The sequence below is a fragment of the Collimonas sp. genome (genome assembly GCF_035566375.1).
GTDB lineage: Bacteria > Pseudomonadota > Gammaproteobacteria > Burkholderiales > Burkholderiaceae_D > Collimonas.
Genome location: NZ_DATMRK010000058.1, coordinates 1 through 14,591, shown reverse-complemented (window position 1 = coordinate 14,591; position 14,591 = coordinate 1). Strand labels below are relative to the sequence as shown.

13 protein-coding genes and 1 other RNA gene are annotated in these 14,591 nt (G+C 55.7%); 6 read left to right on the top strand and 8 right to left on the bottom strand.

Features of this window, described 5'->3' with window-relative positions; all coding sequences use genetic code 11:
- The first annotated feature begins 81 nt into the window (after positions 1-81).
- Both VNZ60_RS19045 and VNZ60_RS19040 read left to right on the top strand, forming a co-directional pair.
- Complete coding sequence (locus VNZ60_RS19045; RefSeq protein WP_325661913.1) at positions 82-777, top strand: heavy metal response regulator transcription factor; 696 nt, start codon at positions 82-84, stop codon at positions 775-777.
- On the top strand, positions 774-2,171 hold the full coding sequence (locus VNZ60_RS19040) for a heavy metal sensor histidine kinase (RefSeq protein WP_325661912.1): 1,398 nt from the start codon (positions 774-776) through the stop codon (positions 2,169-2,171). Before VNZ60_RS19045 ends, VNZ60_RS19040 begins: the two co-directional genes overlap by 4 nt.
- A 167-nt stretch (positions 2,172-2,338) precedes the next feature.
- Here the strand turns inward: VNZ60_RS19040 and ffs are convergent.
- An RNA gene (ffs, locus tag VNZ60_RS19035) (signal recognition particle sRNA small type) lies at positions 2,339-2,437 on the bottom strand.
- A gap of 157 nt (positions 2,438-2,594) precedes the next feature.
- Positions 2,595-4,079: a 4-hydroxy-3-polyprenylbenzoate decarboxylase gene (gene ubiD / locus VNZ60_RS19030; protein ID WP_325661910.1), complete on the bottom strand. Its 1,485-nt coding sequence runs from the start codon at positions 4,077-4,079 to the stop codon at positions 2,595-2,597.
- Between the two features lie 509 nt (positions 4,080-4,588).
- On the opposite strand from ubiD, the gene VNZ60_RS19025 reads away from it, so the two are divergent.
- The gene (locus VNZ60_RS19025) at positions 4,589-5,626 is read left to right on the top strand and encodes a transglycosylase SLT domain-containing protein (RefSeq protein ID WP_325661908.1); all 1,038 of its coding nucleotides are present in this window, start codon (positions 4,589-4,591) and stop codon (positions 5,624-5,626) included.
- Positions 5,627-5,901: 275 nt separating this feature from the next.
- Complete coding sequence (locus tag VNZ60_RS19020) at positions 5,902-7,569, top strand: ArnT family glycosyltransferase (RefSeq protein WP_325661906.1); 1,668 nt, start codon at positions 5,902-5,904, stop codon at positions 7,567-7,569.
- A 93-nt stretch (positions 7,570-7,662) separates the two neighbouring features.
- On the opposite strand, the gene VNZ60_RS19015 is transcribed toward VNZ60_RS19020, so the two are convergent.
- The 6 genes from VNZ60_RS19015 to VNZ60_RS18990 all read right to left on the bottom strand — a co-directional run bounded on the left by VNZ60_RS19015 (position 7,663) and on the right by VNZ60_RS18990 (position 13,344).
- On the bottom strand, positions 7,663-8,385 hold the full coding sequence (locus VNZ60_RS19015) for an ABC transporter ATP-binding protein (RefSeq protein WP_325661905.1): 723 nt from the start codon (positions 8,383-8,385) through the stop codon (positions 7,663-7,665).
- The gene (locus VNZ60_RS19010) at positions 8,385-9,155 is read right to left on the bottom strand and encodes an ABC transporter ATP-binding protein (protein WP_325661903.1); all 771 of its coding nucleotides are present in this window, start codon (positions 9,153-9,155) and stop codon (positions 8,385-8,387) included. Before VNZ60_RS19010 ends, VNZ60_RS19015 begins: the two co-directional genes overlap by 1 nt.
- 9 nt (positions 9,156-9,164) lie before the next feature.
- A complete protein-coding gene (locus tag VNZ60_RS19005; RefSeq protein ID WP_325661901.1) occupies positions 9,165-10,379 on the bottom strand; it encodes an ABC transporter permease subunit in 1,215 nt (404 codons plus the stop codon).
- 13 nt (positions 10,380-10,392) lie between these two features.
- Positions 10,393-11,322 carry a branched-chain amino acid ABC transporter permease gene (locus VNZ60_RS19000; protein ID WP_325661899.1) on the bottom strand — a complete coding sequence of 310 codons (930 nt, stop codon included), beginning with the start codon at positions 11,320-11,322 and terminating at the stop codon, positions 10,393-10,395.
- Positions 11,323-11,921: 599 nt separating this feature from the next.
- The gene (gene ispH, locus VNZ60_RS18995; protein ID WP_325661897.1) at positions 11,922-12,854 is read right to left on the bottom strand and encodes a 4-hydroxy-3-methylbut-2-enyl diphosphate reductase; all 933 of its coding nucleotides are present in this window, start codon (positions 12,852-12,854) and stop codon (positions 11,922-11,924) included.
- A 34-nt stretch (positions 12,855-12,888) separates the two neighbouring features.
- Positions 12,889-13,344, bottom strand: a complete 456-nt coding sequence (locus VNZ60_RS18990; protein ID WP_325661895.1) for an FKBP-type peptidyl-prolyl cis-trans isomerase — start codon at positions 13,342-13,344, stop codon at positions 12,889-12,891.
- A gap of 122 nt (positions 13,345-13,466) precedes the next feature.
- On the opposite strand from VNZ60_RS18990, the gene radC reads away from it, so the two are divergent.
- Both radC and rpmB read left to right on the top strand, forming a co-directional pair.
- A complete protein-coding gene (gene radC / locus VNZ60_RS18985; RefSeq protein ID WP_325661893.1) occupies positions 13,467-14,141 on the top strand; it encodes a RadC family protein in 675 nt (224 codons plus the stop codon).
- 135 nt (positions 14,142-14,276) lie between these two features.
- Positions 14,277-14,513: a 50S ribosomal protein L28 gene (rpmB, locus tag VNZ60_RS18980; protein WP_014005219.1), complete on the top strand. Its 237-nt coding sequence runs from the start codon at positions 14,277-14,279 to the stop codon at positions 14,511-14,513.
- Positions 14,514-14,591 lie beyond the last annotated feature (78 nt).

The window sequence follows — 14,591 nt, the reverse complement described above, 5'->3', positions numbered from 1 at the left end:
AATCGGCATAATGAAATACCTTCCTGCACATCGACCGGTTGCTGAAGATGCGCAGGTTACTGGCCAGGAGACAGGCTACATATGAAAATCCTGATCGTCGAAGATGAACTGAAGACGGCCGACTATCTGTGCAAGGGCTTGACCGAACAGGGTTGCGCGGTCGATGTCGCGCATAACGGCGTGGACGGCCAGCACCTGGCGTTGCAACACGACTATGACGTCATCGTGCTCGACGTCATGCTGCCGGGCATAGACGGTTTTACGGTATTGCACGCCCTGCGTGCAATCAAACAAACCCCGGTCATCATGCTGACCGCGCGCGACCGCGTGGAAGATCGCGTCAAGGGTTTGCAAGGCGGCGCCGACGATTATCTGGTCAAACCGTTTTCCTTTCTTGAGTTGCTGGCGCGGCTGCAAGCGCTGACCCGGCGCGGCCGGGCCTTGGAGCCGGCACAGCTACGGATTGCCGATTTGCAGATCGACCTGATCAGCCGCAAAGCCTATCGCGCGAATACTCGGATCGACCTCACCGCCAAAGAGTTCTCTCTGCTGGCGGTGCTGGCGCGGCGCCAGGGAGAAATCCTGTCCAAGACAGCCATCGCCGAACTGGTCTGGGACATGAATTTCGACAGCAATACCAACGTCGTCGAAGTCGCCATCAAGCGTTTGCGCGCCAAGATCGACACGCCGTTCAGCCCCAGGTTGCTGCATACCATACGGGGCATGGGTTATATCTTGGAACTGCGGGAAGCGCTCACGCAAGAGAGCAGCGAATGAAACGTTCGATCACAGTACGCCTGGTGGCGATGTTTGCCTTAGCGGCGCTGCTGATTTTTTCCTTGATCGGCAGCGCGCTGTATGGCGTGCTGCGACGGGAACTGGCGCGCCATCAGCAAGACGAACTCAACACGCGGTTTCTGGATACCCGCTACATGATCGGTCATAACGGCGATCCCGCCCGCTGGCCGCGGGTGCAGGCCAAGCTGGATACCCTGACGCCAGCCGACGGCAGCGTCCGTTACTGGGTGCTGAGCGACGACACCCGTTTTCAATACGGCAAAGGACTGGCTGAGATAGAGCAGCTCGACCGCAATCCGAACGGCATGGGCGTCATGACGCTGCATGGCCGCGAATATCCGCTGCATACCATGATCGGCACGATCGAGCCGTTCCTGGATCGACCTGCGGTGCGCTTGATCGTGGCGGTGGATGCAGCGCCTTATATGCATACTCTGCACGCCTTCATGACCGCGCTGGTCGGCTTGTCGTCGCTGGGCGTGCTGCTGGTGATGCTGCTTGGTTACTGGATTGCACAGGTTGGCTTGCGGCCGTTGAAGCAATTGTCCAGCGCAGCGCAATCGCTCGGCCCAAAAACCTTATCGCAGCGCCTGCAAATTTCACCGCTACCTGGCGAACTGTCGGATTTGACGATTGCCTTCAACGGCGCGCTGGAGCGCATGGAAGGCGCTTACAACCAGCTCGAAGCCTTCAACGCCGATGTCGCCCACGAGCTGCGCACGCCTCTGGCCAACCTGATCGGCGAAACCCAGGTGGCCTTGTCGCGGCAACGTACCGCGCCGCAATTCGAGGAAGTGCTGCAATCGAATCTGGAGGAACTGGAGCGCCTGCGTTCGATCATCAACGACATGCTGTTCCTGGCGCGCGCCGATCAGGGCGAAGCCGCCACCAGCCTGGTACGCACTTCGGTTGCCAAGGAAATCAACAAGACCGTGGAGTTTTTTGAGTTTCTGCTAGATGAATCGAAAATGACGGTAAAGGTCGACGGCGATATGAATGCCGAGGCTTCCATCGAAACCTCGTTGTTCAAACGCGCAATGAGTAATCTGCTGCATAACGCGATCCAGCATTCCATCCCTGGCGCCGCAATTGCAGTCACGATCACGCAGCAGCCGGCGGCGATCCGGATTGCGGTGTCGAACCCGGGCAAACCGATCGCCGACAATCATCTGCCGCGTTTGTTCGATCGTTTCTATCGGGTCGACGCCGCACGTAACGACAAGGACCAAAGCCAGTTGCACGGCCATGGCCTGGGGCTGGCGATCGTCAAGGCGATCGCCAAGATGCATGGCGGTGGTGTGTTTGCCAGCAGCATAGACGGTACGACGACGATAGGCTTCAGCATGCCTGCCGGCGATGCGATCAAGCGGTGAGATAACTTACCGGTTTTGGCTTGCATAGATGGTAACGCTTGCCGGGAATAAACGACCAACGATCATCGCGTGGATGCGAACGGGGAGTAATGTAGGGAATTAATACAGAGGGGGTAGTACAGAGGGGGTAGTACAGAGGGGTAGTACAAAAGGGTATTACAAAGGATAGAGGCGAGCCTTGTCTGCGGCACTTGCAGGAAATGGCTGTGGCTGCTTCGTTCCCGACCTGACCAGGTTGACCACGCCACAATGCGCAGGGGCCCGCCGGGGTGAATTGTACCGCATTGCGGCATAACTGGCAGCGCTTTTTATACGCTTTTGCAGCCCTGCCGCCATTTTCTGCCGATGCGGCCTGCAAACCCCCGCTTCACCAGCCACGCCTTACAGGCTCCGTCTTGCAAACCCTGCCTTACAAACCCCGCCTTACAAACCCAATTCTTGCCAGATCTGATCGACGCGCGTTTTCACTTCATCCGACATGCTGATGGTGCGCCCCCACTCGCGGCTGGTTTCACCCGGCCACTTATTGGTGGCGTCGATCCCCATCTTGCTGCCCAGGCCGCTGACCGGAGAGGCAAAGTCGAGATAATCGATAGGCGTGTTGTCCACTATCGTGGTGTCGCGGATCGGATCGACCCTGGTGGTAATCGCCCAGATAACTTCATTCCAGTCACGGATATTGACATCCTCGTCAACCACCACGATGAACTTGGTGTACATGAACTGACGCAGGAAACTCCAGACGCCGAACATCACCCGCTTGGCATGGCCGGCATACGCCTTCTTCATTTGCACCACTGCCATGCGGTAACTGCAGCCTTCCGGCGGCAAATAGAAATCGGTGATTTCAGAAAACTGCTTTTGCAGCAGCGGAATGAACACCTCGTTCAGCGCCACGCCGAGCACTGCAGGTTCATCCGGCGGCTTACCTGTATACGTCGAGTGATAAATCGGCGACCGCCGCATCGTGATGCGGTCGATGGTAAACACCGGAAACCAGTCCTGCTCATTGTAATAGCCGGTGTGATCGCCATACGGTCCTTCCAGCGCCATTTCATAACCCGAAGGATGGGACGGATCCGGGTTGATATGCCCTTCCAGCACGATCTCGGCCGAAGCCGGCACCCGCAGCTCGCTGCCGATGGCTTTGACCAGCTCGGTGCGGCTGCCGCGCAGCAGGCCGGCAAACTGATATTCAGACAAGCTGTCCGGCACCGGCGTCACCGCACCTAATATAGTAGCGGGGTCGGCGCCCAGCGCTACCGCCACCGGATACGGCTTGCCGCCGGTAGCGATCGCATGCTCGCGAAAATCCAGCGCGCCGCCGCGATGCGCCAGCCAGCGCATGATCACCTTGTTCCGGCCCAGCACTTGCTGGCGGTAGATGCCGAGATTCTGGCGCTTCTTGTGCGGCCCTTTGGTAATCACCAGGCCCCAGGTAATCAGCGGCGCGACGTCGCCCGGCCAGCAATGCTGAATCGGCAGCCTGCCCAGATCGACGTCATTGCCTTCCCACACGATGTCCTGGCATGGCGCCGAGCGGTGCTCCTTGGGCGCCATATCCCACAATGATTTGACCAGGGTGCCGAGGCCGAGAATGTCTTTAAAACCCTTGGGCGGCTCGGGTTCCTTCAGCATCGCCAGCACATGGCCGATGCGCCGCAATTCGCTCACATCGTCTGCTCCCATGCCAAGCGCAACGCGGCGTGGAGTGCCGAATAGATTACCTAACACAGGTATCGAATGGCCGACCGGATTTTCAAAAAGAAGCGCTGGTCCGGCTGCCCGCAAAGTACGATCGCAGATTTCCGTCATCTCCAAATAGGGTGAAATCGGCGTCGAAACGCGTTTTAGCTCACCAATCTGTTCTAATTTGACAATAAAATCACGTAAATCTGAATATTTCATGGGTTTTACAATGTTTATGAATGTTAATTCGGCAATTAAGGCATTTCAGCCAAGTGCTTGATTTTATTGGCTTGCGGCGGTAAACCGGTGTAATCGTTATACATAAAAGTTATTGATAATGCTTTTCATAGTATTGACTTGATATAAACAGCCTCATACAATGCGCCCAGCTTGAAGCAGTCGCCCCGCCCAAAAAGCGGTTTATATGGTGGCTCTCAATACTCACGGGATCGGGGTCCCATATGACATTTTAAGGAGTGTTTTCAAAAGGCGTCAGCCTTCTCCCCCGAACAAGTTGTTTGCCAGTAGCCGGCGCCTTTGCGCAGCCGATACATCAATCGCTACTTAAGTTGGAACCCAACGCGAACAACGACGACTCAAGGCATAACGCAGACCATATGCGATGCCCTGCGATATTCGATATTGATTACGGTGCAAGCAGCATTTGCTTTCCGTGCCCCCGCTTTAACCAGGGGTCTGCATGCACCGCGACGATTCAGGAGGTTCAATTGTTAGCAAGATTTACCAGGGCACTACCCAATTGGGCGACGCTCGACTATTTAAAAAAATTCAGTAGCCAGTCCGTCAACGGCATGTTTTTTGCCCGGGACACCGTCGGCGGCCTCATCGCCACCACTCGCATTACCGTATTGTTCAGCGGTTTGCTGGCCATCCTCGGCTTCACCACCATGATGGTGAAACCGGATCTGGCCTACAAGCTTCAAAATCTGCCGCTGTTTGCCAGCAACACTGAGCAAAAAATTGCGCCGCAAGCTGCACCTGCATTTGCACCGGAACTTTCCGGCCAGGCCAATACCGCACCTAAAGTAGCAGGCCTGACCGTACCGGCGCCGGCCGCCAGCAATAATCATCTGCTGCATATGGATGGATTGGCGAATAAAGCCATCAAACCGCTCGACAACCCGCGCCAACAGCAATGGGTCACTAACTGGTTGTCCAAGCGCTATCGGGTGGCGGGCGAGGCTACCAACATGTTTGTCACGACAGCCTACAAAACAGCTCGGGAAACCAAGCTTGATCCGCTGTTGATCCTGGCAGTGATGGCGATCGAATCCGGCCTGAATCCGTTTGCGGAAAGCCCGGTGGGCGCACAAGGCCTGATGCAGGTCATGTCGAAGGTACATGAAGAGAAATTTGAAAGCCTGGGCGGCATCAAGGCGGCCTTGAATCCGGCTGCCAACATCAAGGTCGGCTCCATGATCCTCAAGGATTACGTGACCCAGGGCGGTTCGGTCGAAGCTGGCTTGAAGCGTTATGTCGGCGCTGCGGCATTTGCCAATGACGGCGGTTATGGCTACAAGGTATTGGCTGAATATCGCCGCCTGCAAGATGTCGCCACCGGTAAGAACGTGCCTTCGACCGGTTCGACAGCACCGATCGCAACCCCGAAACTGCGCACCATACAAACAGCTTCGCCAAGCGACGCCAGCCGGACTCCGGCTGAAGCCGCAGTCAATGTGCCGGATGCGATTGAACGTCGTATCCAGCAGTCGGAGAATCAGCTCAATTCACGTCCTCTGACCTGATCAGTTCATCCGCTGGTTATAAAAAAAAGAGCCTATATGGCTCTTTTTTTTTCGGAATGCTTTTGCAATCCAAGCGTCTTCTCTCAGCGCAGTCATTGCCAATGCGCTTTCCAGGCAAGCCGTCAAGCAATCGCCCCCCTTGAAAGACCAAACCTGCGAGGGCCGTGCCAAACACGTTTTAATTTGGACATATCCGAACCTCGAAACAAAACCAGCTGTACCCCGCTTATATAAGCGACAATAATTCGATCATAAGCGGCCAGCCAAAGAGCACAATGAAAAATCCTCAACAGAGCGTCAAACTGCATATTCCAATATGGTTGATTTGGGCGAGCGCTGTGGGATTTGTGCTGATTGGCCTCGGCAGCGTCGGTATTCTCGATAACAACGAGGGCTTGTATGCCGATATATCCCGTGAGATGCTGACCTCCCACGATTGGAGCCACTGGGTAATTCCCCATCTGAACGGTTTGCCGTACCTGGAAAAGCCGCCTCTGCTGTATTGGTTAACGGCCGTGTCCTTTGCCGTTTTCGGCGTATCGGAATGGTCCGCCCGATTGGTCCCTGTCTTGTCGTCGTTGGCCTGCGTCGCCATGTTGCTGCAATTCGGCAGGATTGTCAGGCGTCCGCGCGCGGGCCGTCTGGCGGCGCTGATGTTTACCAGCAGCATTGGCGTGATGGCGATGTCGCGGCTATTGATGTTCGATATGTTGCTGACGGCGTTGCTGACTGCGGCGCTGATGTGCGCCTATCGCCATCTGCATGACGGTAAAAAGAAATGGCTGCGACTGGGTTATGCCTGCCTGGCCCTGGCCTCACTCACCAAAGGATCGGTCGCACTGGTGTTATTCGGGCTGATCGCATTGGGATTCATGCTTGTCAGCCACCGCCTGCGCGACTGGCGCACATGGTTCGAACCCTACGCGATATTGATATTTTTTGCGATTGCCGCACCCTGGCATGTGACGGCGAGCCTGATCGACCCGTTTTTTGCCTGGTTTTATTTTTATAACGAACACGTCTTGCGGTTTCTGGGGAGACGCGAACCACGTGACTACTATTCCGGCCCATGGTGGTATTACCTGCCACGCATGGTGGCCTATCTTTTCCCTTGGTCTGCCTTACTGTCAAGCTTATATTTTTCTGCGCGAGAGCCGCTCAACACGAGGCAATTTCCATTGCAGCGCTTCTTGTGGCTGGCGTGGCTGCTGCCGCTGCTATTCTTTTCCCTATCCAGCGCCAAAGCCAATTACTACCTGATCGCCGCCGTACCGTTTGCCGCTTTTCATCTGGCAACTGCGATCGAGAATCGTGGCTTCCTCAGAGGAATCGGCGGCGCCGTCCCGGGCCTGCTGATCGCCGTCATCACAATCGGCCTATGCATTTGGGTGACGACAGGCTTTGAAAAAGCGCGTCCGGACGTCACGATCCTAGGATTAAAAATGGCGGCGTTCTTTCTTGTGGTTCTGACCGGACTGGCCCTGTTAGCAATAGGATCCGCGTACTGCGTCTGGCGCAACGCCAGAGTCGGGATCCTGGCGTATCTGGTTTTACCTGCATGGCTCACGGCAGGACTGATGGTAACCCTGGTGGAAATCGAACCGCTAGTATCAACGCGCTCCCTGGCTACCTACATACAAAGGGCATTGCCCGGCAGAGAGATATATCTCTATCGAGATTTTGAGGAAGTGTCATCGCTCAGCTTCTATCTCAAGAAATCCCTCACAGTAGTCGACTCACGCAGCAATGACCTATTCTGGGGCGACCGCCTGCACGAGAATAACATCGTCATTTCCGCAGATCGGTTCTGCGCACGTTTGCCCGGAAAACCTGTTGCGATTGTCGTGGTTGATCATCAAATCGAAAGCTTTCGAGAAAGCATTTTCTTTCAACGTTTCAAGATATCAAAACGGATAGGCGAGACATCCGTGTTCGTCAATTAGCCTTCGCGTTCAAGCAACAACAAGCAAAAAGCCCCGCCGCAACGGGAGCATAGGCTCCTTTTGCGGCGGGGCTTGAAAAAAACAATTCCCTGGTTACTCGCCCAGATAGGCGGCCTTAACTTTAGGATCGTCCAGCATATCCCTGGCGTTGCCGCTCATCGTCAGCAGGCCGGAATCCATCACGTAGGCCCGATGCGCAGCTTCCAAAGCCAGCTTGGCGTTCTGCTCGACCAGCAAGATCGTGATCCCTTGCGCGGAAACGTTGCGGATAACCTCGAAGATCTTTTCCACCATGATCGGCGACAAACCCATCGACGGCTCATCCAGCAGCAACAGCTTGGGATGGCTCATTAATGCACGCGCCATCGCCAGCATCTGCTGTTCGCCGCCGGACAAGGTGCCGGCCATTTGCGCAGCGCGCTCTTTCAAGCGTGGAAACACGCCAAACCACTTGTCGATGTCGGCCGCGATGCCAGCCTTGTCGTCGCGTGTGTAAGCGCCCATCAGCAAATTCTCCTGGATGCTCATGCGCGTGAACACGCCGCGCCCTTCCGGCACCATGGCTAGTTTTTGCTTGACCAGGCTAAACGAGGTAGTGCCCTTGGTGTGCTGCCCCAGGTAATGCATCTCGCCTTCGACCTTGCATAGCGGCAAAGTTCCGGTAATCGCTTTGAGCGTGGTGGTCTTGCCGGCGCCGTTAGCGCCGATCAGGGTTACCAGCTCGCCTTCGTTGACTTCCAGGTTAATGCCCTTGACTGCCTGGATGCCGCCGTAAGCGACTTTCAGGTTGGTCACCTGCAGAATATTGTTTGCCATTAGTGACCACCTCCCAGATAGGCTTCAATCACCGCCGGATTTTTCTGGATTTCCGCCGGCAATCCCTCCGCAATCGGCTTGCCGTAATCCAGCACGGTGAGGCGGTCGCACAAGCCCATCATCAGCTTGACATCATGTTCGATCAGCAAAATGGTCTTTCCTTCATTCTTGATTTTTACCAACAGCTCGCGCAATGCCAGTTTTTCGGTGGCGTTCATGCCGGCGGCAGGTTCGTCCAACGCCAGCAATTGCGGTTCGGTAGCCAGCGCCCGGGCAATTTCCAGTCGGCGTTGATCGCCGTACGACAAATGGCGTGCGGTACGCTCGCCAAAACGGCCGATGCCGACGAAATCCAGCAGTTCCTGGGAACGCTTGCGGATCGCCAGTTCTTCCTGGCGCGCGGCCTTGTGACGGAATACTGCGCCGAACACGCCTTGGTGGGTACGCACATGACAGCCCACCATGACGTTTTCCAGCACAGTCATCTCGCCAAACAGACGGATGTTCTGGAAGGTGCGCGCGATGCCGGACTTGGCGACTTCGTGCGGCGCCGAGGGCGAATACGGCTTGCCGGCCAGTTCAAAGGAACCGGTATCGGCCTGGTATAGCCCGGTAATCACGTTAAAGAAAGTCGTCTTGCCGGCGCCATTCGGTCCGATCAGGCCGTAGATCTGGCCCTTCAGGATCTTGATGCTAACTTCCGACAAGGCCTGCAAACCGCCGAATCGTTTGTTTACGCCGGAGATATTCAAAATAATTGATGCGCTCATGAGATCTCCTTATGCCTCTACCACGCCGGTCGCCAGCGTAGGTTTATCGATATCGGCGTCCGGCCGGTCCTCATGCTTAGGCGCAGGCCACAAACCGGCAGGACGGGTCAACATGATGCCCACCATCGCCAGGCCGTACAGCAACTGGCGCAGGACTTCCGCATCGATCAGAACCTTGCCGAAAATAGCCATCTGCATCGGTTCCACGGTATGCCGCAGCACTTCCGGCAACGCCGCCAGCAGCACGCCGCCGAGCACGACTCCAGGGATATGCCCCATGCCGCCCAGCACCACCATCGCCAGCACCGCAATCGATTCAGTCAGCGAGAACGATTCCGGCGATACGAAGCCCTGGAACGAGGCAAACATGGCGCCGGCCACACCGCCGAACGAAGCGCCCATGGAGAACGCCAGCAACTTCATGTTGCGGGTATTGATACCCATCGCCTTGGCCGCAATTTCATCTTCGCGAATCGCCACCCAGGCACGGCCCAGGCGTGAATTCTGCAAACGCAGAGAGACGAAAATGATCGCAATGCACAGCACCAGGAACAGGAAGTAGTAGGCATTCACGGACGGCATGCCATAGCTACCCAGCTGGACCGTCGCATTGGAGCCGCGCTCCCCTGCCAGCGAGACACCGAAGATGCGGATAGGATCAATCAGATTGATACCCTGTGGGCCATTGGTGATATTCACCGGCGCATTCAGGTTATTCACAAAAATCCGGATGATTTCACCAAAGCCGAGCGTCACGATAGCCAGGTAATCGCCCCGCAACTTCAGCGTCGGCGCCCCTAGAATGGCGCCGAACATGCCCGCCAACGCAGCTCCCAGCGGCACGATCACCCACAACGACAAATGAATGCCGTTCTGGACAATCTCGGGCCCGTATAACCTGACCAGGAAATCGCCGACGACCGGATAGGTATTGACGAAGGATTCCAGCACTGACGCAAACTGCGGCGACGCCAGCAAACCGGTCATATAGGCGCCGATTGCGTAGAACGCAATGTAGCCGAGATCTAGCAGGCCGGCGAAACCGACCACGATGTTCAGACCCAGCGCCAGCATGATGTACAACAGCGCAAAGTCCATGATACGCACCCAGGAGTTACCGAAATTGGCGGCAATAAAGGGGAATATCACGAGCAGGATACCGAGCGCCGCCAAGCTGGTGTAAGCCTTGGTCGGATTCTTTTTAGTGTCGAAAAAATGAGCCATGTTTTCCTCCGGATTAAGCGCGATCGGCGACACGTTCGCCCATGATGCCGGACGGCCGCAACGTCAGTACGATGATCAGTACCACGAAGGCGAAAATATCCTGGTAATTACTACCGAGGAAATTCCCCGTCAGATCGCCGATATAACCGGCTCCCAAACTCTCGATAAGGCCCAGCAGGATACCGCCCAGCATGGCGCCGTAGATATTACCGATACCACCCAGCACCGCGGCTGAGAATGCTTTCAGGCCAGGTACGAAACCCATGGCGAATTGCGCCGATGAATAGTTTGCACCCCACATCACGCCGGCCACTGCCGCCAGCGCGGCGCCGATGGCAAAGGTCATCACAATCACGCGATTGGAATCGACCCCCATCAGGCCGGCGACCCGCGGATTCTCAGCGGTTGCGCGCATGGCGCGGCCCATCTTGGTTTTTTCGACCAGCATCACCAGGCCGAACATCGATGCCGCAGCCAGTACCAGCAGCATGATTTGCGTCGGTGAGATCAGCGCGCCGAAGATGTGCACAGGATCAGAAGGCATCACTTGCGGCACCGCCAACGGGCTGCGGCCCCAGATCATCATGGCGAAAGTCTGCAACAGGATGGAAACGCCGATAGCGGTGATCAGCGGCGCCAGACGTGGCGCATTGCGCAACGGCCGGTAGGCGACCCGTTCGATGATCAGGCTGACGATGACGCAAACCGGAATCGCGCCAATGATCGCAATCACCAGTTGGACGATACCGGGCAGGCCCGGCGCCACATGTTGCAGCAACTTGAGGATGGACAGGCCAACCATGGCCCCGATCATCAAGATGTCGCCGTGGGCGAAGTTAATCAGGTTCAGCACCCCGTATACCATCGTGTAACCGAGGGCAATCAACGCGTACATGCTTCCCAGCACCAGGCCGTTGATAATTTGTTGGATAAAGATATCCATAATTTCCTTCTTATATGTGTGTTTTGGTTCAAATCGGTCAGAACACTATGGCGACCCTAGGCAGCACAGCAAAAATCATTCCCGATACAAAAACGGCACCTGGGATAAAGTCCGAGTGCCGTTGGGAGACGCCCTTCCCCCCTTAGCTGGAAAGGTAATTTGGCATTGCGTGAATAGCCGGAATAAGAAGAATGAACTGGGTACACATATTGTTTGTCTCCTATACGTCTTTGTGTAAAAACGTTTTTTATCTTAAAGTGCCTTGCCTCGGGGACAACGCACCATGACCGTGCAGATTATAGCCAACGTTGGGCGATAAGCAACTCTGACGGCCCCCAATATTACCCTGCTGACCGCGGTTCAGCACTGGGTTTTACAATCAAATCACAGCGCCGCAATGATAGCGAGGAAAACAGAAAACTATCGATGGAAAAGTAGAGTTTCTTCGAAATATAATTTCGCGCCAGAATGAAGCAGCAGAGCCGCTACGCGTGGCCTTCTCTATAAGAGTTTTAGCAGAAAATAAACAGAAGCGAAACCGTATTACCAATAATCGTGAATAAATTCATATTGGCCGGCTGCCTATTCCGTCATCCTTCTTAAGCGCGCGCCAGCCCCTTGGGCATAGGGAAAGTGACATTCTCTTCGGCGCCGTCCAGCGTGCGCACGTTTTTAGCGCCATAGGCCTTCAGGCGGTCTATCACGGCTTGCACCAGGACCTCTGGAGCCGATGCGCCGGCGGTGACGCCGATGCGGCTTTTACCCTGCAGCCAGGCGGGATCTATCTGTTCGGCGTTGTCCACCATATAGGCGATGGTGCCCTTCTTCTCCGCCACTTCGCGCAAACGGTTGGAATTCGAACTGTTGGGGCTGCCGACCACGATCACCACGTCAACTTGCGGCGCCATGAACTTGACAGCCTGCTGACGATTGGTGGTGGCGTAGCAGATGTCGCCTTTCTTCGGCTCCGTAATGCTCGGAAATCTTTGCTTGAGCGCGGCGATCACGTCGGCGGTGTCGTCGACCGACAAGGTGGTCTGCGACACATAGGCCAGCATCTCAGGATTGCCGACTTGCAGTTGGCCGACATCGGCCACCGTCTCGACCAGATGCATGCCATTCTCGGTCTGGCCCATGGTGCCTTCCACTTCGGGATGGCCCTCATGCCCGATCATGACAATTTCACGCCCCTCGCGGCGCATCTTGGCAACTTCCATATGTACTTTGGTCACTAAAGGACAGGTCGCATCGAATACTTTCAAGCCGCGCACCTCCGCTTCTTCCTGCACCGCCTTGGAGACGCCGTGTGCAGAAAAAATCACGGTATTGCCGGCAGGGACATCGGCCAGTTCTTCAATGAAAATGGCGCCTTTGTTGCGCAGATCCGCTACCACATACGCATTGTGGACAATCTCGTGACGCACATAAATCGGTGCACCGAATTGTTCCAGCGCGCGCTCGACAATTTCAATCGCCCGATCGACGCCGGCGCAGAATCCACGCGGTTGCGCCAATAAAATCTCTTTATCCATTTTCATATCCATGTTCATGCCCTTCAGCTGCAAACTACAAAATGCCTATGATTTTGACTTCGAACTTGAGCGGCTGCCCGGCCAGGGGATGGTTGAAATCGAATATGGCGCCCTGCTCGTCTATCTCGCGCAGCACCCCGGCAAACTGACCGCCGCCCGGCGCCGCAAATTCCACCAGGTCACCGATACGATACTCCTCTCCCAGCTGGGAGTTCTGCCGCAGGGTGGCGCGCGAGACGCGTTGGATCAGCTCCGGGTTGCGCGGTCCGAAAGCCTGTTCCGGCGGCAGGTCGAAGGTTTGGTGCGTGCCTTCCGGCAAACCCAGCAGACAGGTTTCCAGAAACGGCGCCAGCTGACCCATGCCGAACTGCAAGGTAGCAGGCGACTCCTTGAAGGTACTGACGATATCTTCACCGTCTTGCGAGGCAAGGCGATAGTGCAAGGTTAGATAAGATGCTTCGGTAACGACGGGGAGAGACGAATTAGGCATGATTAGGCAAAAGCACCATTAACAAAAAAATAACTACTGAGCAGAAGGTGATATTGTAAGCCACCTTGGGCCATATGACGTGGCTGGCGATACACCTAATCCTGACTAATCCTGACCACACCATGGCAATTACTGACTGGCCTGCTGATCAAAGGCCGCGCGAACGTCTGATCAAGCTCGGCCCGCATGCGCTTTCCGACGCGGAATTGCTGGCGGTCTTTCTCAGGGTCGGCGTCGCCGGCAAAAGCGCGGTCGACCTTGGACGCGAAATGGCCACCCATTTCGGCTCGCTGAATCGCTTGTTTTCCGCCCCTATCAAAGACTTCTGCGCCATCAACGGCCTCGGCCCCGCCAAGTTCGCTCAACTGCAAGCCATACTGGAACTGGGCCGGCGCTCCCTGGCGGAAGAATTGCAGGCCGGCAGCAGCTTCGACGCCCCCACCGCCGTCAAGCAGTATCTGCAACTGTTGCTGAGCAACAAACCCTATGAATCATTTCAAGTGCTCTTCCTCGACGTCAAAAATCGCCTGATTGGTGCCGAGGAACTGTTCCGCGGCACCTTGACGCACGCCAGCGTCTATCCGCGCGAAGTGGTCAAGGCAGCACTGGCGCACAATGCCGCCAGCGTCATGCTGGCACATAACCATCCATCCGGGACGCCGGAACCGAGCTCCGCCGATCGCCAGCTGACGCAAACCCTGAAGCAGGCACTGGACCTGATCGGCGTCAGGATACTGGATCATTTCATTGTAGCGGGGACGCAAGTACACTCGTTTGCCGAGCACGGCCAGCTATAAATCTCCCGGCCTCGAATTGTTAAATCCATCAACGCGCAGAAGACACAATTGTTTTTCGCAAGTCATTGAAAAATCTCATTTTTTTATATATACTCTCCTTTTTTCCAGTTTCGGAAATCTTTTAGGAGTAAAAACATGGCACGTGTCTGCCAAGTCACCGGGAAGGGGCCGATGGTCGGCAACAACGTTTCCCATGCAAACAACAAGACGAAACGTCGCTTTTTGCCTAACTTGCAAAATCGCCGCATTTTCGTTGAGTCTGAAAATCGCTGGGTCTCCCTGCGCTTGTCCAACGCCGGTTTGCGCGTGATCGACAAAATCGGCATCGATGCCGTGTTGACCGATTTGCGCGCTCGTGGCGAAAAAGTCTAACTAGCAGAATAAAGGAAGAATCATGGCGAAATCAGGCCGCGACAAAATCAAGCTGGAATCGACCGCAGGTACAGGTCA

Bases quoted from the DNA above. Each gene is read 5' to 3' on its own strand.
- VNZ60_RS19000 (WP_325661899.1), bottom strand. From the start codon at position 11,322: ATGGATATCTTTATCCAACAAATTATCAACGGCCTGGTGCTGGGAAGC.
- radC (WP_325661893.1), top strand. From the start codon at position 13,467: ATGGCAATTACTGACTGGCCTGCTGATCAAAGGCCGCGCGAACGTCTG.
- ispH (WP_325661897.1), bottom strand. From the start codon at position 12,854: ATGGATAAAGAGATTTTATTGGCGCAACCGCGTGGATTCTGCGCCGGC.
- VNZ60_RS19005 (WP_325661901.1), bottom strand. From the start codon at position 10,379: ATGGCTCATTTTTTCGACACTAAAAAGAATCCGACCAAGGCTTACACC.
- VNZ60_RS19045 (WP_325661913.1), top strand. From the start codon at position 82: ATGAAAATCCTGATCGTCGAAGATGAACTGAAGACGGCCGACTATCTG.
- VNZ60_RS19020 (WP_325661906.1), top strand. From the start codon at position 5,902: ATGAAAAATCCTCAACAGAGCGTCAAACTGCATATTCCAATATGGTTG.
- VNZ60_RS18990 (WP_325661895.1), bottom strand. From the start codon at position 13,344: ATGCCTAATTCGTCTCTCCCCGTCGTTACCGAAGCATCTTATCTAACC.
- VNZ60_RS19040 (WP_325661912.1), top strand. From the start codon at position 774: ATGAAACGTTCGATCACAGTACGCCTGGTGGCGATGTTTGCCTTAGCG.
- rpmB (WP_014005219.1), top strand. From the start codon at position 14,277: ATGGCACGTGTCTGCCAAGTCACCGGGAAGGGGCCGATGGTCGGCAAC.
- ubiD (WP_325661910.1), bottom strand. From the start codon at position 4,079: ATGAAATATTCAGATTTACGTGATTTTATTGTCAAATTAGAACAGATT.
- VNZ60_RS19010 (WP_325661903.1), bottom strand. From the start codon at position 9,155: ATGAGCGCATCAATTATTTTGAATATCTCCGGCGTAAACAAACGATTC.
- VNZ60_RS19015 (WP_325661905.1), bottom strand. From the start codon at position 8,385: ATGGCAAACAATATTCTGCAGGTGACCAACCTGAAAGTCGCTTACGGC.